At 62.0% G+C, this 19702-nt stretch carries 15 protein-coding genes; 10 read left to right on the top strand and 5 right to left on the bottom strand.

Going from position 1 to position 19702, the window contains the following annotated elements:
* Nucleotides 1-145: 145 nt before the first annotated feature.
* Nucleotides 146-997, bottom strand: coding sequence for a 3-hydroxybutyryl-CoA dehydrogenase (locus L4G42_RS09660; RefSeq protein ID WP_237260776.1), 852 nt, complete (start codon nucleotides 995-997; stop codon nucleotides 146-148).
* A gap of 12 nt (nucleotides 998-1009) precedes the next feature.
* On the bottom strand, nucleotides 1010-2194 hold the full coding sequence (locus L4G42_RS09655) for an acetyl-CoA C-acyltransferase family protein (RefSeq protein ID WP_237254696.1): 1185 nt from the start codon (nucleotides 2192-2194) through the stop codon (nucleotides 1010-1012).
* 188 nt (nucleotides 2195-2382) lie between these two features.
* Here L4G42_RS09655 and L4G42_RS09650 point away from each other — a divergent pair, with 188 nt between their 5' ends.
* Nucleotides 2383-3399, top strand: coding sequence for an AraC family transcriptional regulator (locus L4G42_RS09650; protein ID WP_237254697.1), 1017 nt, complete (start codon nucleotides 2383-2385; stop codon nucleotides 3397-3399).
* A 27-nt stretch (nucleotides 3400-3426) separates the two neighbouring features.
* On the opposite strand, the gene L4G42_RS09645 is transcribed toward L4G42_RS09650, so the two are convergent.
* The gene (locus L4G42_RS09645; RefSeq protein WP_237254698.1) at nucleotides 3427-6981 is read right to left on the bottom strand and encodes a glycosyltransferase family 2 protein; all 3555 of its coding nucleotides are present in this window, start codon (nucleotides 6979-6981) and stop codon (nucleotides 3427-3429) included.
* 352 nt (nucleotides 6982-7333) lie between these two features.
* Here L4G42_RS09645 and L4G42_RS09640 point away from each other — a divergent pair, with 352 nt between their 5' ends.
* The 9 genes from L4G42_RS09640 to L4G42_RS09600 all read left to right on the top strand — a co-directional run bounded on the left by L4G42_RS09640 (nucleotide 7334) and on the right by L4G42_RS09600 (nucleotide 14877).
* Nucleotides 7334-7912: a class I SAM-dependent methyltransferase gene (locus L4G42_RS09640; protein ID WP_237254699.1), complete on the top strand. Its 579-nt coding sequence runs from the start codon at nucleotides 7334-7336 to the stop codon at nucleotides 7910-7912.
* A gap of 8 nt (nucleotides 7913-7920) precedes the next feature.
* A complete protein-coding gene (locus tag L4G42_RS09635) occupies nucleotides 7921-8757 on the top strand; it encodes a phytanoyl-CoA dioxygenase family protein (protein WP_237254700.1) in 837 nt (278 codons plus the stop codon).
* A gap of 135 nt (nucleotides 8758-8892) precedes the next feature.
* The gene (locus tag L4G42_RS09630) at nucleotides 8893-9603 is read left to right on the top strand and encodes a class I SAM-dependent methyltransferase (RefSeq protein ID WP_237254701.1); all 711 of its coding nucleotides are present in this window, start codon (nucleotides 8893-8895) and stop codon (nucleotides 9601-9603) included.
* A 336-nt stretch (nucleotides 9604-9939) separates the two neighbouring features.
* Complete coding sequence (locus L4G42_RS09625; RefSeq protein WP_237254702.1) at nucleotides 9940-10167, top strand: acyl carrier protein; 228 nt, start codon at nucleotides 9940-9942, stop codon at nucleotides 10165-10167.
* 112 nt (nucleotides 10168-10279) lie between these two features.
* Nucleotides 10280-11350: an aromatic ring-hydroxylating oxygenase subunit alpha gene (locus L4G42_RS09620; RefSeq protein WP_237254703.1), complete on the top strand. Its 1071-nt coding sequence runs from the start codon at nucleotides 10280-10282 to the stop codon at nucleotides 11348-11350.
* Nucleotides 11347-12450 (top strand): ketoacyl-ACP synthase III, encoded by a 1104-nt coding sequence (locus tag L4G42_RS09615; RefSeq protein ID WP_237254704.1) that lies wholly within the window; start codon nucleotides 11347-11349, stop codon nucleotides 12448-12450. Before L4G42_RS09620 ends, L4G42_RS09615 begins: the two co-directional genes overlap by 4 nt.
* Nucleotides 12451-13212: an SDR family NAD(P)-dependent oxidoreductase gene (locus L4G42_RS09610; RefSeq protein ID WP_237254705.1), complete on the top strand. Its 762-nt coding sequence runs from the start codon at nucleotides 12451-12453 to the stop codon at nucleotides 13210-13212.
* Nucleotides 13209-13850, top strand: coding sequence for an acetyltransferase (locus L4G42_RS09605; protein ID WP_237254706.1), 642 nt, complete (start codon nucleotides 13209-13211; stop codon nucleotides 13848-13850). Before L4G42_RS09610 ends, L4G42_RS09605 begins: the two co-directional genes overlap by 4 nt.
* A gap of 7 nt (nucleotides 13851-13857) precedes the next feature.
* Nucleotides 13858-14877 (top strand): ketoacyl-ACP synthase III, encoded by a 1020-nt coding sequence (locus tag L4G42_RS09600; RefSeq protein WP_237254707.1) that lies wholly within the window; start codon nucleotides 13858-13860, stop codon nucleotides 14875-14877.
* A gap of 80 nt (nucleotides 14878-14957) precedes the next feature.
* Here L4G42_RS09600 and L4G42_RS09595 read toward each other — a convergent pair whose 3' ends face one another.
* A complete protein-coding gene (locus L4G42_RS09595) occupies nucleotides 14958-18491 on the bottom strand; it encodes a glycosyltransferase (protein WP_237254708.1) in 3534 nt (1177 codons plus the stop codon).
* Nucleotides 18492-18568: 77 nt separating this feature from the next.
* Nucleotides 18569-19687 carry a dTDP-4-amino-4,6-dideoxy-D-glucose aminotransferase VioA gene (gene vioA, locus L4G42_RS09590; protein WP_237254709.1) on the bottom strand — a complete coding sequence of 373 codons (1119 nt, stop codon included), beginning with the start codon at nucleotides 19685-19687 and terminating at the stop codon, nucleotides 18569-18571.
* Between the last annotated feature and the right edge of the window lie 15 nt (nucleotides 19688-19702).

Below are 19702 nucleotides of genomic sequence, written 5' to 3'. Positions count from 1 at the left end.
TCGGCTAAAGCCGGTCCTACGAGATGCGTGCGGTCGTCCGGTAGGACCGGCTTCAGCCGGGAAGGGGCCGGTGTTGTCACCGCAAAATTTGCAATGTGGCGACCGACGCGTTCCCGGCTAAAGCCGGTCCTACATCCGGGTTCACTCAGTTATAAACAAAAACCCCACGCCCGGTCTTGCGCCCCAGATACCCTGCCGCAACCATTTCCTTGAGCAGCGGAGCGGGGCGGTATTTGCTGTCGTTGAAGCCTTCGTTGAACGCTTCGACAATCGCGAGCAAGGTATCCAGACCGATAAGGTCAGCCAGTGCCAGCGGGCCGATGGGCTGGTTGCAGCCCAGGCGCATGCCGTCGTCGATGTCCTGGGCGGTGGCCAGACCTTCCTGCAACACCAGAATCGCTTCGTTGATCATCGGCACCAGAATCCGGTTGACCACAAAGCCCGGGCGGTTGCCCGCAGTAATAGCCGTCTTGTTCAACCGCTCGGCCAGCTTGATCGCCGCGATGTGGGTGGTGTCCGCCGTCTGCAAACCGCGGATGACTTCGATCAGGCTCATCATCGGCACGGGGTTGAAGAAGTGCAGCCCAATGAATCGCTCCGGGTGCTCGACGCTGGCCGCCAGTTGCGTGATCGACAGCGACGAAGTGTTCGACGCAATCACGCACTCGCGGTCGACATGGCTGACGATCTGCTTGAGCAGGTGCAGCTTCAACTCAAGGTTCTCGGTGGCCGCTTCGATCACCAGTTGCGCGCCATTCAACTGGCCGTAGTCAGTGGTGACGCTGATACGCCGCAGGGCCGCTTCGGCGACATCGGCCGCGACCGTCTGCTTGGTCACCTGCCGTTCGAGGTTCTTGCGCACGGTCGCCATGCCGCGCTCCAGTGCCGTGTCGGAAATGTCCAGCAGCGTCACGTCGAAGCCGGCCACCGCGCAGACCTGCGCGATGCCGTTGCCCATGGTGCCGGCGCCGATCACGGCGATGTGTTGCATGCTCATCGACAAGCCTCCTTACACGCGTTCGAAAATGACGGCGATGCCCTGACCGCCGCCGATGCACATGGTCACCAGCGCGTAGCGGCCCTGAATCCGGTGCAGCTCGTGAATCGCTTTGGTGGCGATGATCGCGCCCGTCGCGCCCACCGGGTGGCCGAGGGAAATGCCCGAGCCGTTCGGGTTGACCTTGGCCGGATCAAAGCCTAGCTCACGGGCAACAGCGCAGGCCTGGGCGGCGAACGCTTCGTTGGATTCGATGACGTCCAGATCCGCCACGGTCAGGCCGGCACGTTCCAGCACCTTGCGGCTGGCCGGAATCGGCCCCAAGCCCATCATCGACGGATCAACCCCTGCATGGGCATAAGCCACCAGACGCGCCATCGGCTTGAGGCCGTGCTCGCGGACCATGTCGCCATTGGCCATGACCAGCGCCGCTGCGCCGTCGTTGAGGCCGGACGCGTTGCCGGCGGTGACGGTGCCGTCCTTCTTGAACGCGGTTTTCATTTTGTCCAGTTGCTCGGCTGTCACATCGCCACGCACATGTTCGTCCTGGGCGAAGGTCACGGTGCCTTTGCGCGTGGCGATCTCGATCGGCACGATCTGGCCCTCGAAACGGCCCTCGGCGATGGCGTGGGCGGCGCGCTGCTGACTGGTCAGCGCCAGGGCGTCCTGATCGGCGCGGGTGATGCCGTAATGCTCGGCGATATTCTCGGCGGTGATGCCCATGTGGATATTGGCGAACGGGTCATGCAACGCGCCGAGCATGTAGTCGTACGCCTGCACATTACCCATGCGCGCGCCCCAGCGGGCCTGGGGCATGATGTACGCGCCACGGCTCATGGATTCGGCGCCACCGGCCAGCACGGCCTGGGCGTCGCCGAGCATCAGCGACTGCGCCGCCGACACGATGGCCTGCAGGCCTGAACCGCACAGGCGGTTGACGTTCAGGGCGGGGGTTTCTTTGGTCAGGCCGGCTTCCAGGGCGATGACGCGGGAAAGATAGGCGTCGCGCACTTCAGTCGGGATCACGTGGCCCATGACCACATGGCCGATGTGCTCCGGTGCGATACCGGATTTGGCCAGTGCGGCGCGGCTGACCTGAGTGCCCAGTTCGATGGGCGAGACCTCCTTGAGGGAACCGCCGAATCCACCGATGGCGGTACGCAGTGCGCTGACGACGAAAACTTCGGGTGTGCTCATGGGGACTCCTGAAACGTATTGGAATTGTAGGGGGCGGCACCGTAAACAGGGTTTCGGCCGGTGCTGACTGCGGGCAAGTCTAGATCGGCGTTCGGGACGGGCCTATGCCGAAACTGTCCAGATGGGCTGGCGTTCTTTACCATCAGCGCCTGATCCGTGGTGCACCATTCAAAAAGGGAAAGGCGGTCATGCGGGAAAAGGATTCAGTGTCGATCTACTTCGTCCAGTTGATCGTCCACGCGCTGCGCGACCAGCCGCTGCGTTTGCAGTCCGTGTTGCAAGCAGCGGAGATCGACATGGCGCTGCTCGACGACCCCACGGCGCGGGTGTCGGCCAGCGCGTTTGCGGCCTTGTGGCTGCTTCAGATCAAGGAATTGGGCGACGAGTTTTTCGGCCTCGATTCCCACGGCATGCCGCTGGGCAGCTTCGCCCTGATTTGTCGGGGGCTGATTCAGGAACCCAATCTGGAAAAGGCCCTGCGCCAGTGCCTGAGCAATTTCGGCCTGTTCCTGCGCGACTTTCGCGGCACCCTCATTGTTCGCGGCGCACGCGCACTGCTCGCGGTGGACACCACCACGGACGACCCGGTCCGGCAGCGCTTCGGAGAAGAGACGTTTCTGCTGCTGATGATCAGCCTGTTGTGCTGGCTCGGCGGGCGCCGCATTAGCATCGACCGCGCGCAGTTTCGCCAGCGCCGTCAGCGTCTCAGCGACGACTCACTGCTGTGGGGTTTCAACCTGAGTTTTGGCGAGCAGCGCACCGAGATCGAGTTTTCCAGCCACTACCTGCGTCTGCCGGTGGTGCAGTCGTTGCCGTCGCTCAAATCGTTTTTACGCACCGCGCCGCAGTGGCTGGTCATTCGCTACCGCAACCAGCGCGGGCTTGCGGCGCAGGTCTATCAGCGCTTGCGCAACAGCCATTACGGACATTGGCCGACGCTGCTGGAAATGGCCGATGAACTGAAACTCAGCGCCACCACGTTCCGCCGTCGACTGGAGCGTGAGGGCTGCGCGTTTCAGGGCATCAAGGACGACGTGCGACGTGGCATCGCCCAGCAGAAGCTGCGCGACACCGAGCTGAGCGTGGTGGAGATCGCGTCCTTGGTGGGGTTTCAGGAGCCCAGCGCGTTTCACCGGGCATTCAAGAAATGGACGGGGGAGAGCCCGGGCGGCTACCGCAAGAAGCAAACCGCCAGCGACGCATGACGACGCACTGATGAGGCGCCACTGGGCTCAGGGCAGCCACGCCTCGCGCCAGCCCTGAACAGCCGCGTCGTCGAGTATCCAGTCGCGCAGCACCTGTTCGCGTAAGCCGTCGCCGAGCAGCGCCGCGCTGCGCAGATCCATCGTGTGGGCGCGAATCAGATTGACCCAGGCTTCCAGCGTGTTCGGCACCCGCGTTACCGGCAAGTCGCCGGCGTAGGCGCGAACGTCGCTGCAGATCACCGGCACACCGCAGGCGCCGAGTTGCAGCAGGCTGATGTTGTTCTTGCAGGCGCCAAAGAGGTTATCCACCGCGGGCAGCAGCGCCAGGTCGAGGTTCAGTTCGGCGACAGCGGCAGCGTATTGCCCGGCGGGCGGGCGATCGTGGGATTCATGGACATGGTCGCGCAGCACGCCCTGGTCATCGCCCATGACAACCCACTCGACCTCATCGGCCAGGGTCTGGACCACGGCCAGAATCAAATGCAAATCCTGCGGCTGCCAGCGGTCACTGACCAGCCCGACCCGGGGCTTGCCACCCACACCACGGCGCGAGACGAGGTTGCCCCAGACCTGCGGGGACAACCGCGAGGGCAGCAGCCGCACGTCCGCGTGAAACTCCCCGGCGATATCGGCGAGCACTTGGGTGGAAGCGATCACGCGATGGGCCTGATGCAGGCTCTTCTGCAGCAGGTCGACGCACTCGGCATCGAAGGCAAACGCGTCTTCGCCCGGCGTCCGGGAACCCAGCTGCAGGTCATTGATGTCGAGCACCACGAAGGCGTCCGGCAACAGCTGAGCGCGGGCGATGGTCTGCAGGTGATCCGCATCGAGCCGGGCCTGAAACACCACGACATTCGGCTTGAGCCGTCCCTCCTGGGGAATCGACAGCGGCTGGCTGCTGAGCATGCCGTCCACCAGACCGGCTGCTTGCAGCGCCTCGAACGGCGCGATCACCCGTTCATGGGGCGAGGCCCACAGGCCTGCGGGGTAGGCCAGTACCACCGGGTCGCGGCGCCAGGCCATCGGCTGCCAGACCAGCGGCATGTTGAGTTCGAGCTCGACCGATTGCAGGTCGAACGAAAGATTGGTGTTGAAGGCGCTGTCGTTCGCCAGGGTAGGCAGCCATTTGCGGTACATCGCCAGTTGCTCACCGACAAAGCGCTTGCGCTTGGCCTGTTGAGTAGCGGTGTCGACGTGGGTCTGGCTGACGCTGCCCTCGTGGATCAGCACCGAATGGGGCGTCCAGACATTCAGGTAGCCGCGCGCGCCGACTTTCATGCACAGATCGACATCGTTGTAGGACACGACGAACGCCTCTTCATCCAGCCCGCCGACGGCCTCGTAAATCGAGCGACGGATCATCAGGCACGCCGCCGTCACGGCGCTCAAGTCCTGATCCACCTGCACCCGCTGCATGTAGCCCTGAATGTGCCCGGGCTCGCCGATGTGCTGATGACCGGCCGGGCCGTCCATGCCCAGGCGCACGCCGGCATGCTGCATGCGTCCGTTGGGGAACAGCAGCTTGGCACCGACCACGCCGACTTCAGGGCGCAGCGCATGATTGAGCAATTCGTCCAGCCAACGCGTGTGGACGATGGCGGTGTCGTTGTTCAGCAGCACCAGGTACTCGCCCTTGGCCTGGGCCGCAGCGACGTTGTTGATGCGCGAATAGTTGAACGGGTGCGGATAGCGCAGCACGCGCACCTGCGCCGAGCCCAATGCGTCGATGCGCGCCAGCCATTCGAGGGCTTCGGGGGTTTCGCTGTTGTTATCCACAATCAGCAATTCGTAATTCAGGTAGCGGGTGGTGTGCAGCAGGGTTTCGACGCAACGCTGCAAAAACGGCAGTTGATCCTTGGTCGGGACGATGATCGACACCAGCGGTTGTTCGGTGTGGCCGTACTGCACGTGGTAGCGGCGGGGCAGGGTGTGCTCGATGACCGCGTGGGAGTAACCGCGCACGTGCAGATGGCGCTGCAGCGTTTCGATTTCGTCGGGATTATCCAGCGCTTCCGGCAGGTCACAGACCAGCACAGGCTCGCTGATGTGGATGATCTGCCCGGCGCCTTCACGCTCGAACAGACGCAATATGACGTCAAACTCAGCGGCATCGGCGAAGCGCTCATCGAAGCCGCCGAGGTCCACCAGCGTCTCCCGTCGGAACAGCCAATGGCCCGCCGTCAGCAGCGGGTAGCTCAGCAGATAGTCGAGGTTGAAGTCCGGGCGCATGGCCGAACTCAGGCCGCCTCTTGGCCGCCGGTGCATTTCATCGGCGAACGCGGCGCGGGCGTCAGGGGATTCGACCAGCTTTAGCGCGCAGGCAGAAAGGCCAAACTGCGTTATTTGCGTACCGGCGTTGATCACGATCAGCCAGTCGAAACGATGGTCTTCGACCACCTGATTTAGCAGCGCGGCAGTGTTCATAGCGCCTATGGCAAGGGTGGTCAGCCGAGGGCCTACTAAAGTGGCCGGCAGCTTGGTCGCGTCGGTCAACACCACCACGTTCATTGCCGCGTGCAGGACGCCGTGGGAAGCGAGGCTGTCGAGGCTGCGCTGAATCTTCTCCGGGGCGTTGCCGGTGTCCTTGACCACCACCAGCAGCGAGGGCGCGCCGACCTCGGCCAGGTGCTGGTCGGTCTGCGTTTGCTGTTCGGCCGTCGGCACGCGATGACCGAGCCAGGCCTCGACCTGCTGCGGGTTGAGCCGTTGCGGCGACGGCGCGGACAACTGCGCGAGCAGGTTGAAATCGGTAAAGCTCCGGGACGCCGACAACGGGCGGGCGCCGACCCAGCCGTTGTCCAGCGACGTGCTGGCCCAGCCGGCTTCACGGATCAGGCGGTGAAACACAGGCAGGTGATCACTGTCCGTGCCGACGATTTCGATGCCCTGTTCGGTCAGCTGTTGCGGGGCGATGCGCGTTCCCGTCAGCGTGGCCGGCAGCAGGATCAGCTCGGCGTCGTGCAGTAATTTGGCGTACAGCGCCAGATGCCCAAGCGGGCCGACAGATTCACCGTTGAGGGAAAACAGATCGGCGCCCAACGCCAGCAGGTCGTCGCGGCGACACAGCACGCTGCTCAACTCACCGATGAAATTGCAGGTGAACTCCCCCAGCAGCGCAACCACGTCAGGCCCGTTGAACACCGTGGGCTCGGTGACGCGAAAACGGGTCCCCAGATTCTCTTGCAGCGCCGCGCCCTCGGCGTTTAACCACTGGCGGTGCGCAGCCACCAGCGAGGCCTGCGGATTGACCTCCAGCGCCGCGACCATCTGCTGAATGCAGTCCGGCGCGAGCACGGCGTCCCCCGCCATGAATTTGATGTACCGCCCGCAAGCGTCGGCAACGGCACGGTTGAAACAGGCGTCGGCGCCCTCGGGAAACGCGTTGCGCAGGTAGCGAATCGGCCACCGGCACGACGCCCGGTACAGGTCAGTCACGGTTTCTGCCAGACCGTCGGTGGCATCGTCGCAGATCACGATCTCGATCGCATCGTGGGTCTGCCCGATCAAGCTGCGCAGCGCGTTTTCAAAAAACTCGGTGCGGCAGACAGCAATGACGACGCTGACCAGTCGTTGAGAATCCATGTGGGTATCCGGTAAGTGAAAAACGTACCACAAGCATCGGCGTGCTCTGAGTCATACGGGGGCACAGGCGACCCGCCATGAAAATGACGCTTCGGGCATGAACATCCGATGAAGCAATAACCCGGCCAACGGATACCGATCAGGGACAGCGGCGAAACCGCAGTTACTGGCCAATTAGTGGCCTATCGGGGCAGGTCAATTGCGCCGGCGTGATACGTCTTGAGGCGTGACGCAAAGCGTGCTTGAGTAGATTAATGATCGCTGGATTCAGGCCGATACTCGAAAGACAGGCTGCTTTGCTCCACGCCGATCACCTTCCAATCACTGCCTCGGGCAGACAGCGGGACATATCATGGCGACACCTTCGAAATTCGATAACGACACTTTCCAGCTGGCCCGCGATCACTTGCAAAACTTCGTCAAGAAGACCGCCGAGTTGCTGCACGACGAGACCGGCCGTTTATTGGAAGTCGGCCCGCAGGAACGTTCGCTGGTCCGGGAAAGTTTTACCCAGTTCGCCGTTGATACCTTCGACATCGTCGACACTTATGGGCCGACCCTTGTTGGCGATATCACCCGCAAGAACGAATTCATTGCCGACAGCGCCTATGACTGCGTCGTCTGCATGGAAGTCATCGAGCACACGCTGAACCCGTTCGACACCATCAAGGAAATTCGCCGCATCCTCAAACACGAGGGTTACTTGCTGATTTCCGCACCGCTGAACTGGCGTATTCACGGTCCGAGCCCGGACTGCTGGCGCATCACCGAACATGGCTGGAATGCGCTACTGCGCGACTTCGATATCGTCGAGATCGATATTCTCGAATCCCCGGACCGTGAGCTGTTTCCGATTCGCTACAACGTCCTTGCCCGCTGCAACAAGTTCAAGGAAACCAAAGACAGCGAACTGACGTTCCGTTTCATATGAACGCCGCCATGCACGACACCGTGAAGTCCCTTGAGGCGATGATCCCCGCGCTTTCGTCGGGCACGTTCAACGTCGACGTGTTCCGCAAGACAGGCGTCTTCGTGGTGCGCAACGCCGTGCCACGGGCGGTCGTAGAGGCATGGCAAGACGAGTGGAAAAGCTTTTACAGCGCGGTGCTGGAGAAGGGCCGGGACGTCAATCGTGCCAACCCGGTGTCCCTCAACGAACAGTTGCCCGAAGGCCTCGCGCACATGTACCGCGAGCCGGTTTTCGCTACTACGCTGAAGCCGCTGATGGGCGAGCACATCGCGTTGTATAACCATCGCTTTGTTATCAAGGACGCGCTGAGTGCCAACAAAGTGTTTTTGCACCAGGACAGTTGTTATCACGCAGGCAATAGCAACAAGTGCAGCGTTTTTGTGGCGATCAGTGCCGTGAACAAAGACAACGGCGGCATGACTTTTCATGTGGGCTCCCACGCGTTGGGCTCGCTTGGCGATGCCGGCGAGATCAATCCCGCCAGTTTCGATGTGCAGTGGCCGACGGTCACCCCCGAACTTGCGCCGGGCGACTTCGTGATTATGGACAGTCGCCTGTGGCATGAGTCGGGACCGAACGTTTCAGGAATTGATCGCATCATGGCCGACATGATTATTCAGCCTGCCGACGACCCCACCGGGCAAGAACTCATCTGCGGCGAATGGCAGACCGACATATTTTTCTCGCCCAAAAACATCACACAGCACTTCGTTAACTCGCGCATTCTGAAGATCGTTAAATACGAAAAAGAACTGGCGCAGTTGAAAGCCGATGCAGCACACATTGCCATCGGCACAACAGAATGATTCAACACGCCGGACAGTCCGCGCGTTGCCGTGATCAGTCGACACCGACCCCTGAACATTTATCAAGCTGACGAGGCTTTTTGCCTGTGCGCACCGCGCATTGATCAGCATCAGACCCCGATTTGAGGAGAGAAAATGGATACCTGTCTCGCGACCCGGACGTATGCCCCTTCAGCGCTGATGCACATTCGGCCCTACCGCGTGCTGAGCATCGAGGACGGCCGGGAAGAAGAGGTCAAATTCTTCATGCCCCCCGCCGACGGTGCCGGCAGCCTTACCGCGTTCGAATCGGTGATGCTGCTCAAGCTGGTTCGGGCCATCAACCCGGACTTCGTGTTCGAGTTCGGCACCTTCGACGGCCGCACCACCCGACTGGTGCTGGAAGACCTGCCGGACAACGGAGACAGCGAGTCACGCATTTACACACTGGACCTGCCGGACACCGACGGCATAGTGTTTCAGGGCGATGACAAGTTGCTCGCCGAAAAGGCCGTGCTGTCGAGCCGCAAGTACAATCAGTCGCCGAAAAAAGCCATGGTCAAGCAGATCCTGCAGGACTCCATGACCTTTGATCCGTCGCCCTACGCGGGCAAGTTCGACTTCATCTTCGTCGATGCCAACCACGAGTATGAATACGTCAAACGCGACACCGAGAACTCGCTGAAGATGCTCGGTGGCGACAGCAGTTGCATCGTCTGGCACGACTATGGCAACCCGCAGTTTCCCGAGCTGACCCGCTATCTGGAAGACCTGGCCGGCAGCCTGGAGCTGTATCACATCGAAGGCACGATGCTGGTCTTTCACATGCGCGGCGCGAAAATCGGCGACGAAAGAACCGCTGCCTGATACGCAACTCATTGTAGGAGCGCGCTTGCCCGCGAAGGCGTCGGTACAGTCGATAGAGATGTGTCGGATGTACCGGCCTCTTCGCGGGCAAGCGCGCTCATGCACGGATCGCGCAACGCCTCGCTTTCGGCGGCGGATGCCGGTGACGTGGCCACACCCGCATCCTGCCCGCGCCGTTTTTTTGTCTCCCCTCGATTCCTCCAACACTCCCCGAAATCCCTGCACCCATATGATCCGTGGCCTGGCGCCTGCTTTTCAGTCTTTGGTTCGGAACTTGCTTCTGCACGGATACGCATCGGCGAAGGCGTCCGATCATGTTCTGTGGAGTGACGAGAGATGGTAGAGCAAGCAGTGGCACTGGAAGAGCAAGTCGTCGCGCTGATCGAAGAAGCGATGGAAGCCGATGAGGGCACCCTCAAGGTCGACCAGCCGCTGGACTGGGATTCGATTGCCCTGGTGACCTTCATGGCCCTGGTCGACGAGCGCCTGGAGAAAACCATTTCGGCTTCGCGCCTGAACAAGTGCGAAACCGTCCGGGACGTCATTACGCTGGTTTCGGAATAAACCCGGTTTCCGAATAAGGCGCTGATTTACCGAAAGCGCTTCAACATCGGGGCAGCCATGCGGCCCTGGGTGTGGCGCTCTCAAGCGTGACCCCGTTTTCTGGACAGACTCAATGACGTGCACAGCCTCACAACGGATCGCGCCGGACCTGGTGAAAGCCTACTGGCATCCGCTTTGCCTGAAGTCGCAAGTGGCCGACGACAAGGATTTTGTGCGCTTCAACGTCCTGGATTTCGAAGTCGTGGTGTTCAACGACGCGGGCAGCCTGATCGCCTTCGACAACCGCTGCCCGCACCGGGGAACGCGGTTTTTTACCGAAGACGCAGGCCATCAACGGATTCTCTGCCCCTACCACGGCTGGAATTACGCGGACGGTCAGTTGCGCATCCCGGACGCCAAGCGTTTTGTCGGTTGTGACATCGGCAGCGCCAGCCTGAATTTCTTCAAGCTGGCGACCTGCGGCGAGCTGGTGTTTTTTGCCATCGAACCCCGCGCGTCGCTGCTTGACCAGTTGGGTCAGGACATCTTCACGCTGCTTGAGCAGACCACCCCGGATTTGAACAAGCCCTCGGATTTCAATCGCTACGCCTTCGAAGCCGACTGGCCGATTTCCTTGGAAAACGCCCTCGAGCCGTACCATATCCCCCTCGTGCACCGGGACACCCTGGCGACGCTGAAGCTGGGCATCGGCGAGAACCTGTTCTACGGCGAGAACTCGATCTGGTACGCCCCGGTGGAGAACGAAAAAGTCGCCCGACGGCTGGAGAGCCTGTCGCGCTTTTTCACCCCGCGGGAGGCCTACGCGGGGTACGTGAGCCTCTTTCTGTATCCGTTTTCGATGCTGTCCTCGACTTACGGTTATTCGTGGTCGATGCAGAATTTCTTTCCTTCTGCTCAAACCGACCGGACCTGGTTCACCAGCCAGCTGTACCCGCTGCGCGCCGCGTCCGAGCGATACGACGAGATCGTGTCCACGTTCATGACGTCCACGGCCGACAACAACCGGACCGTGTTTGAAGAAGATCACACCATCTGCAAAAGAATTCCTGGCGACACCTGGTCCTGGAATGCCCCGCGTTATTACAGCTCGCTGGAAGCCAAGCTTCTGCATTTTCGGGCTTCCTGCGCGGAGTGGGCACGACAGGCAGGTGCCGTCACAACGGTTGGCGAGGAACGGGTATGAGTAGCGTCACTGGCAGTAGCGATGACGCAGTGCGCAGCATTGCCAACGTCAAAATCAGGGGCATCGCCTGTGCGCTGCCCAAGGTCGTGTCGGATGTCGCTGAGCTCTCCGGGCGCTTCGGCGACGAGAGCATCGCCAAGATCATGGCCAGCACCGGCATCGAGCGCCGGCATGTGGTGCAGGACGAATGCACGTCGGACCTGTGTGTCGAGGCGGCCGAGCGTCTGTTGGCGGATCTGGGCATCGACAAATCGTCCATCGACACGCTGATCTTCATCACCCAGACCCCGGACTACGTGCTCCCGGCCACCGCCTGCACCTTGCAACGGCGCCTGGGTTTGCCGGTCACCACCGCCGCGCTCGATGTGAACATGGGCTGCTCGGGTTACGTGTATGGGCTGTGGATGGCGTCGGCGATGATCGCCGGTGGCGGCAGCCGACGCGTGTTGCTGCTGGTCGGTGACACCATCAGCAAACTGGTAGCCCCGGGCGATCGCTCGGTGGCCGCGCTGTTTGGTGATGCCGGTTCCGCCACGTTGCTCGACCATGACAGCACCGTTGCGGGCGCGCCGTTCGTGCTCGGCACCGACGGCCGTGGCGAGAAGAACCTGATCGTGCCCGGCGGCGGGTTTCGTGACCGCAAGGGTGCCGATGGCTCCACCAGTGAAGACGATGTGCGCGGCCCGTTCGACCTGTACATGAACGGCACCGAGATCTTCGCCTTCACCCTGGCCCGCGTGCCGGGGCTGGTGCGCACCCTGGAAAAGTACGCCGAGGAGCAGCAACGCCCGATCGACAAATATGTGTTCCACCAGGCCAACCGCTTCATGCTTGAGCACCTGTCGAAGAAGACCAAATTGCCGGCGGAAAAGGTCGTGCTCAATCTGCAGAACGTCGGCAATACCAGCAGCGCGTCGATTCCCCTGGCGTTGAGCCTCAGCGCGAATGCGGCCACGGCCGTGAGCGGATCGACCCTGCACGGCCAGCACCTGCTCGCCGGTTTCGGCGTGGGTTATTCGTGGGCCGGTTGCATCGTCGATCTCGACAACACGTGGATCAGCCCGCTGACGCTGGTCGGCACAGACAGTAGCGAGGCGTAAGTGCAGAGCAATCCTTTTTCGCTGGATGGCATGTCCATCCTGGTCACTGGCGCGTCCTCCGGGATCGGCCGTGAAGTCGCGGTCTGGCTGAGCCGGCAGGGCGCACGAATCGTCGCCGTGGCCCGTGACGCTCAGCGCCTGGAAGAAACCCTGAGCCAGTTGCACGGCGAAGGGCATTCGGTCGAAGTCTTCGATTTTCTGGGTGGCAGCGATGTTTCGGCCTGGCTGAAAGCCCTGTCGCGCAACGGCTCGCCGTTCGACGGTCTGGTGCATGCGGCAGGCGTGCAATTGCCGCTGCCGATTCGGGCCATGGGCCTGGATCACTGGGAAACCATTTTCGCCACCAACGTCACGTCAGGTTTTTCCCTGATCAAGGCGTTCAGGCAAAAAGGCGTGTGCCGCAACCCGTCGAGCATCGTCATGCTGTCGTCGGTCATGGCTCAGGTCGCTCAGCCCGCGTTGATCGGTTACTGCGCGAGCAAGGGCGCGGTCGAATCCATGGTTCGCGCCGCCGCGCTTGAACTGGCGCGGGAAGGCATTCGCGTCAACGCCATTGCGCCCGGCGTGATCAAAACCGAAATGGCGCAGAAGCTCGAAGGCCTGGTCGGCGAAGACGCCATGGCCGCCATCGAACGCAAACATCCGCTGGGGCTCGGTCATCCGCTGGACGTGGCCTATGCCGTCAATTATCTGCTGTCACCCGCCGCGCGCTGGGTCACGGGTACGTCGCTGGTTGTCGATGGAGGTTACCTGGCCGAATGAACACCAAAAAACTCATTATCGTCGGCGCAGGCGGGCTGGGCCGGGAGGTCCATTCCTGGCTCAAGGACTGGGTCGAGCACAACCCGGATTACGTCATCGGCGGGTTTATCGATGACGGCAGCCTGTCCCTCAATCGCTTCAATCATTACGCCGACATTCTCTCGACCATCGACGCCTACGAACCGGCCGACGATGAACTGCTGCTCTGCGCCATCGGCAAGCCGGCCGACAAGAAATACGTGGTGGAAAAGCTGCTGGCCAAGGGGGCGTCGTTCTTCACGCTGATTCACCCCACGGCCATCGTCGGCGAGAACGTGACGATCGGGCGGGGTGTGCTGGTCTGCCCGTTTTCGGTGCTGTCGGTGGACCTGGTGGTTGGCGATTTCGTCACGATCAACTCCCTGTGTACCGTCGGCCATGACACCGCCATCGGCCAGTTCTCGACCCTCAGCGGGCATTGTGATCTGACCGGCGGCGCCGTGCTCGAAGACGAAGTGTTCCTCGGTTCGCGCGCCTCCGTGCTGCCCAAGGTGCGCGTCGGCAAAGGGGCTGTGGTGGGCGCCGGCAGCGTGGTGCTCCGGGCGGTCAAACCCGGCAGCGTGGTTTTCGGTGTGCCGGCCAAGTGCATCTCAGGATAAGAACGACATGCCTACCTACGCTCGAATTGCCGAAATCGAATACGAATTGCCCGATCAGGTGCTGGACAACCAGATGCTGGCCGAGGCGTTTCCGGAGTGGGACGTCGACAAGATTTTCCAGAAGACCGGGATCAGCCAGCGGCACATCGTTGCCGACGACGAGACCGCCTCGGACCTGGCGTTTCGCGCCTGCGAAAAACTCTTCGCCAACAGCGCCACGCCGCGAGAGCAGATCGACTGCCTGATCTACTGCACGCAAAGCCCCGATCACATGCTCCCGGCCACCGCCTGCATTTTGCAGCACCGCCTGCAACTGCCGCAGCAGTGCGCCGCGTTCGATTTCAATCAGGGCTGTTCGGGGTTTATCTACGGCCTTGGCATTGCCAAAGGCTTCATCGAATCGGGCCAGTGCAAGAACGTGCTGCTGATCACCGCCGAAACCTACAGCCGCTACATCAATCCCCGGGACAAGAGCGTGCGCACGCTGTTTGGCGATGCGGCGGCCGCCACGTTGATTAAAGCGTCGGACGAGGCGGGGCCTTGCCTCGATCGTTTTCGCTACGGCAGCGACGGTGCCGGGGCGGACAACCTGATCGTGCCCATGGGCGCTGCCCGCCGGCCGTTCGATGCAGAACAGATGCCCGTCGAGTACGAAGACGACAGCGGCAATTTCCGCTCGGACGCCGACCTGTACATGAACGGCCCGGCGATCTTCGAATTCTCCATGACCCGGGTCCCGGCCTTGTTCGCTTCACTGTTCGACGAGCACTTCACGGTCGAGCATTCCGACCTGTTCGTCTTTCACCAGGCCAACCAGTTCATGCTCGAAGCGCTGCGTCGTCGACTGAAGCTGGCGCCGGAGAAATTCATCACCGAGTTCAAACACTGTGGCAACACCGTGTCGTGCAGCATTCCCATCGCGCTGAAAGAGTCCCTGAAAAAAGGCCAGGTGCAGCCCGGCAGCGTGATCACGGCGGTGGGTTTCGGCGTGGGGTATTCGTGGGGTGGCTGCGTGATTCGCTGGTAAGCGAATGGGTCACCCTCAGGCGTGTAAGGTGAGTGTTCAGCCGCACACAAAAAGGGCTCCATAAAGGAGCCCTTTGTTATTCAGCGGTCCAGCAACACCTGCTCCCACCGCTGCAGATACGCTTCATCCATCGTCCAGTCACTCAACACGCGCTGTTTCAACACCTGCCCGAGTCGTTTCGATTCGTCCAGATCGTTGAGGTGCCGGGCGATGGCGTCGGTCCACGCAGCAGTTGTGTTCTGCACCCGCGTCAGCGGCAGATTGTTGCGCAGGCCCTGCACGTCGGTGGCGATGACCGGATAGCCACAGGCGCCGAACTCCAGCGCCAGGCGGCAGCTTCTGTGTTCGCCAAACACATCGTGGCCGGCGGGAATCAGGGCGACGTCCAGGTCGAGACACGCCAGTACGCCGGGGTACAAGACACCCTCCACCGGGCTGCGCCATTCATGAACATAAGGGCGCAGTGCCTGCGGGCACGGGCCCATGATGATCCACTCGACGCGGTCGGCGAAGGCTTTGATCACGTCCGCAATCAGCGCCAGATCGTTCACCTGCGCCTGCGAGCCGACCCAGCCGATCCGTGGCTTGTCATGGGGCAGCGAATGGCACTGCACCCGCTCCCAGCGTTCGCTCAAGCGGGTCTCGATGATCTGGATGTGCGGATGCAACGCACTCAGTTCGTTGGCCAGCCCTGCGCTGGACACCACCACCTTGTCCATCAGCGCAAGACCGGCCTCAAGACTGGCACGCACCTGTTGCGCTGAAGGCGCGCCGGGCAATCGCTCGGCTGACGGCGGGTATTGATCCATGTCGCAGAGGCGCAGCGCCTGGCTGTGAGCCTTGATCGTGCGGATGTCTTCAAGGGACGCTTCGCTCAAGGGGCATTGGAGGATCAACGCTTCCGGTCGCAGGCGGGTGAACTCGCCGAGGGTCAGGACGTCTGGCACGGACACATGCTCGATCAGCAGCGCGTCAGCGAGGGTGTCCAGCGCACCGTTCAGGCGTTGGCTCGCCGGGCAGAGGTCGTTGAGGTGCGACAGCACGATCGGCACGGGGCGCCAGGTGAGCGGCCGCCAGGTCAGCGCGGTGTCGGTTTCCAGCTGCAGGCCCTGGGCGCGGGCTGAAAAATTGTCGTTGTACGCAGGGTCATGGGCGATGTATTTCAGCCATTTGCGGTACAGCGCAGGGTTGGCCTCTTCGTCTGGCGCTTCAGGCGGGACGGTTTCTGGGATCTGCGCGGCTTCGTGGAGCAGCACCACGTGGGGCGTCCAGACAATCAACCGCCCGGACTCCTTTACCCGCAGGCACAGGTCGACGCCGCGATAACGGTTGTTCAGCGCGCCTTCATCCAGCCCGTCCGCCGCTTCGAACAGGGCCCGGCTGATCATCAGGCAGGCGTCGCTGACCGCGCTGTAATTCTGATCCACCGCCAGCCGCTGCATGTAGCCTTCGCTGGCGCCGCTCTGGCCGCTGAAGATCGGGGTGACAGGCTCGTGTAAACCGAGGATCAGGCCCGCGTGCCGGATCGTGTTGTCCGGCGCCAGCAGTTTTGCGCCGACGATGCCAACTTCGGGCCGCTGCGCATGATTGAGCAGGTTGTCGAGCCAGTCGCCGTGCAACACGGCGGTGCTGTTGTCGAGCAGCAACAGGTAGTCGCCGGTCGCCTGGCGTGCGGCGCTGTTGTAGAGGGCCGAGCGGTCGAACTCGCCGGAATGGCGCAGCACGCGCACCTGATCCAGCCCCATGGCCTCCACGCCGTTCAGCCAGTCAACGGCCTCAGGCGTGTGGCTATCGTTGTCGACGATGAGGATCTCGTAATTCGGGTAAGTGGTTTTTTCCAGAATGCTCTCGACGCACCGCTGCAGGAGCAAGATCTGATCCCGGGTGGCGATGATGATCGAGACCTTGGGCCGGCCCGCGTGGCCGTACTTGATCTGGTATTGCCGGGGCCGCGTCTCGATCACCTGGCCGTTTTCATAGCCTCGGGAGAGCAAGTGGCGCTGCAGCGTTCGCGCTTCATCGAGGTTCGACTCGCGCGCTTCCGGTCGATGGGTAACGAGGGGCTCGGCAATGTGCTCAAGGCCGCCCATGCCATCGTGCTCGATCAGGCGAAGAATCAGGTCCAGTTCGAGGGCCTGGGGGTAGTGCGCATCGAACCGCCCGGCATCGATGACCGAGTAGCGGTTGAAAATCCAGTGCCTGCTGGTCATGCCCGGGCAGCTGAGCAGGTAGTCGAGGCTGAAGTCCGGCCGCAGCATGACTTCCGACGTGTCGTCCTGGGTCTGAGCGATTTCATCGGCGAACAGCGCCCGGGTGGTCGGCCCCTCGCTGATTTTGACCGCCGCCTTGAACAGCCCGGCGACATTCACCGTTGCGCCGGCATCGAGCATCAGAAACCAGTCGAACCCTTGTTCATCCATCAGCCGGTTGAGCGGCGCGGCGCGGTTGTGCCCGGTGACGGGCACGTACACGGCCGGGTTGTCCGCCACTTGTTGCGGTGCGTCACGACTGCCGTCGTAGAGCACGAACACCCGTGGCGGCATCCAGCCCCGAGTGGCCGCCTCGACACTGACCAGGGTCTTGACCAGTGCCTGCGGGCGGTTATGCAGATCGGAAACGATGATTGCGAAGGTCGGCGCGCCGTTGTGCTGCTGGAAGTACTGCACGATGTGCGGCTTCTGCGGCCCGGCGGGGCGACGCTGCCAGGCCCACTCCTGGACCTGGTCGTGGCGGACCTCCGTTGCCGACTTCTGCAAGAACCAGGCACGCAGATTGAAGGGGACGAAGTTTTCCCGGTCATGCAGCGGCGCGACCTTGACGTCACCGTTGTCGGCCAGCGGGCGAAGCCATTCAAGCTCTTTGGTGATGCGGTAATAGTTGGCGTGCCCTTCCTTGGCGATCTGCGGCGTGGCCCGTGCAATGCTGCTGCTCTGCGTGTCGGTCATGCGAAAGCGCGACAGCGGGCGGCCGATCAATGCCAGATTGCCTTCACGCAGCAGTTTGACGTAAAGGCTGATATCGCCCAGCCAGTGGATCGGCAGGCCCTTGAGCGCCATAAGGTCCTGACCATAGGCCAGCGCGCTGTCACGCCGGCACATGACTGAACTGGGTTCGCCCATGAACGTTAACGGCAGTTCCGACAGCAGGGCAACCAGCTCCGGCCCGTGGACGACCACGTCCTCCTTGAACGGGAACACCGTCAGCATGTTCTCCCGCAGAAACTCGCCGTTTTCGTTGATCAGGCGACGGGTTGCCGCCGCGAGGGTGATGTCCGGCTGGCCATGCAGCAACTCGACCAGCGCACTGACGCACTCGGGTTCCAGCAGGTCGTCATCGTAGAGAAACTTGATGTAATCGCCGCGCGCCTCTTTGATGCCCCGCGCAACATTCAGCGCCTCGCCCAGCGAATGTTCGTTGTAGAAATAACGAACGGGGAAGGGGCTCTCCGCTGTCAGCTCATCCACCAGCGCGCGAATGCCGCCGTCACGACAGTCGTCGCAGATCACGATCTCCAGTTGGTCGTAGTCCTGCGCAAAAGCGCTGCGCAGCGCCAACTCGAAGTACGTGGGTTTGTAGGCGGGAATGACAATGCTGACCAGGCGTGAAGCGCTCATCGGGTTACCTTGCGACGGATGACGGGCGCCGGTTCACGCCAATGGGCGCGGACCGGCGATGTGAATGTGGGCGCTGCTCAGCGGTGCTCGGCCAGTATCGTCTGCATGATCGCGATGATCCTGGCGAATTCATCCGGGGTGAGGCTATCGAAGATCGGCAGGCACAGAACCCGATTCGACACGTCGCTCGCCACTTGCAGGCGGTCCGGTCTGGCGGATTCCAGGCTGCGGTACATCGGGAACGACGAGATCAACGGGTAGAAATAGCGCCGCACGAGAATGTCCTGCTCGCGAAAGCGCTCGTACAGCGCGTCGCGGCTGATCGGGAACGCATCGCCCACCAGCACCGGGAAGTAGGAATAGTTGTGGTGCTCGCCAGGGCTCCAGAGTAAATCGATGCCCGGTATTTGCGTCAGGGCTTCGCGGTACATCGAATCGATCTGCTTGCGTCGGTCCAGGGCCCCATCAATGTAGTTGAGCTGCAACAGACCGAATGCGGCGTTGATCTCACTCATCTTGCCGTTGATGCCGGGCGCGACGACGGTCACTTCATCGGCGAAACCGAAGTTCTTCAGGTAATCGATGCGTTTTTTGGTCTTCGCATCCGGGCAGACAATCGCGCCGCCCTCGAAGGTGTTGAAGACCTTGGTGGCGTGAAAACTGAGCACCGACAGGTCGCCGTTGCGCAGCAGGCTCTGCCCCTGATGCTGCACACCGAAGGCGTGGGCGGCGTCGTAAATCACTTTCAGGCCATAGCGGTCGGCGATTTGCTGGATGCGGTCGACGTCACACGGCATGCCATAGCAATGCACCGGCATGATCGCGGTGGTCGCCGGGGTGATGGCCTCTTCAATGCGATCGGGGTCGAGGTTGAAGGTACCCGGCGCGATGTCGACGAACACCGGTTTCAGCCCGTTCCACAGCAGCGAATGGGCGGTGGCGACAAACGAGTAGGGCGTGGTGATCACCTCGCCGGTCACACGCAATGCCTGCAACGCCGTGAGCAGCGCCAGCGTGCCGTTGGAAAACAGGCACAAATGGTCGACGCCCAGGTACGCGGCCAGGTCTTTCTCCAGCTTTTCATGGAAAGGCCCGGCGTTGGTCAGGCGCTTGCTGTCCCATATCTGCTGCAGATAAGGCATGAACTCTTCCAGCGGAGGCAGCAGAGGCTGGGTGACCGGGATCGTTTTACTCATGGGCTTCCTGTGCTC

The sequence above is a fragment of the Pseudomonas petrae genome (assembly GCF_021728295.1).
Classification (GTDB): Bacteria; Pseudomonadota; Gammaproteobacteria; order Pseudomonadales; family Pseudomonadaceae; genus Aquipseudomonas; species Aquipseudomonas petrae.
The sequence above is the reverse complement of the archived record's forward strand: the minus strand, read 5'-3'. Positions and strand labels throughout refer to the sequence as shown.

What these genes read in the sequence shown, in the direction of transcription:
- vioA (WP_237254709.1), bottom strand. Translation starts at nt 19,687, where the DNA reads ATGAGTAAAACGATCCCGGTCACCCAGCCTCTGCTGCCTCCGCTGGAA.
- L4G42_RS09655 (WP_237254696.1), bottom strand. Translation starts at nt 2,194, where the DNA reads ATGAGCACACCCGAAGTTTTCGTCGTCAGCGCACTGCGTACCGCCATC.
- L4G42_RS09635 (WP_237254700.1), top strand. Translation starts at nt 7,921, where the DNA reads ATGCACGACACCGTGAAGTCCCTTGAGGCGATGATCCCCGCGCTTTCG.
- L4G42_RS09600 (WP_237254707.1), top strand. Translation starts at nt 13,858, where the DNA reads ATGCCTACCTACGCTCGAATTGCCGAAATCGAATACGAATTGCCCGAT.
- L4G42_RS09605 (WP_237254706.1), top strand. Translation starts at nt 13,209, where the DNA reads ATGAACACCAAAAAACTCATTATCGTCGGCGCAGGCGGGCTGGGCCGG.
- L4G42_RS09650 (WP_237254697.1), top strand. Translation starts at nt 2,383, where the DNA reads ATGCGGGAAAAGGATTCAGTGTCGATCTACTTCGTCCAGTTGATCGTC.
- L4G42_RS09615 (WP_237254704.1), top strand. Translation starts at nt 11,347, where the DNA reads ATGAGTAGCGTCACTGGCAGTAGCGATGACGCAGTGCGCAGCATTGCC.
- L4G42_RS09640 (WP_237254699.1), top strand. Translation starts at nt 7,334, where the DNA reads ATGGCGACACCTTCGAAATTCGATAACGACACTTTCCAGCTGGCCCGC.
- L4G42_RS09645 (WP_237254698.1), bottom strand. Translation starts at nt 6,981, where the DNA reads ATGGATTCTCAACGACTGGTCAGCGTCGTCATTGCTGTCTGCCGCACC.
- L4G42_RS09595 (WP_237254708.1), bottom strand. Translation starts at nt 18,491, where the DNA reads ATGAGCGCTTCACGCCTGGTCAGCATTGTCATTCCCGCCTACAAACCC.
- L4G42_RS09630 (WP_237254701.1), top strand. Translation starts at nt 8,893, where the DNA reads ATGGATACCTGTCTCGCGACCCGGACGTATGCCCCTTCAGCGCTGATG.
- L4G42_RS09620 (WP_237254703.1), top strand. Translation starts at nt 10,280, where the DNA reads ATGACGTGCACAGCCTCACAACGGATCGCGCCGGACCTGGTGAAAGCC.
- L4G42_RS09660 (WP_237260776.1), bottom strand. Translation starts at nt 997, where the DNA reads ATGAGCATGCAACACATCGCCGTGATCGGCGCCGGCACCATGGGCAAC.
- L4G42_RS09625 (WP_237254702.1), top strand. Translation starts at nt 9,940, where the DNA reads ATGGTAGAGCAAGCAGTGGCACTGGAAGAGCAAGTCGTCGCGCTGATC.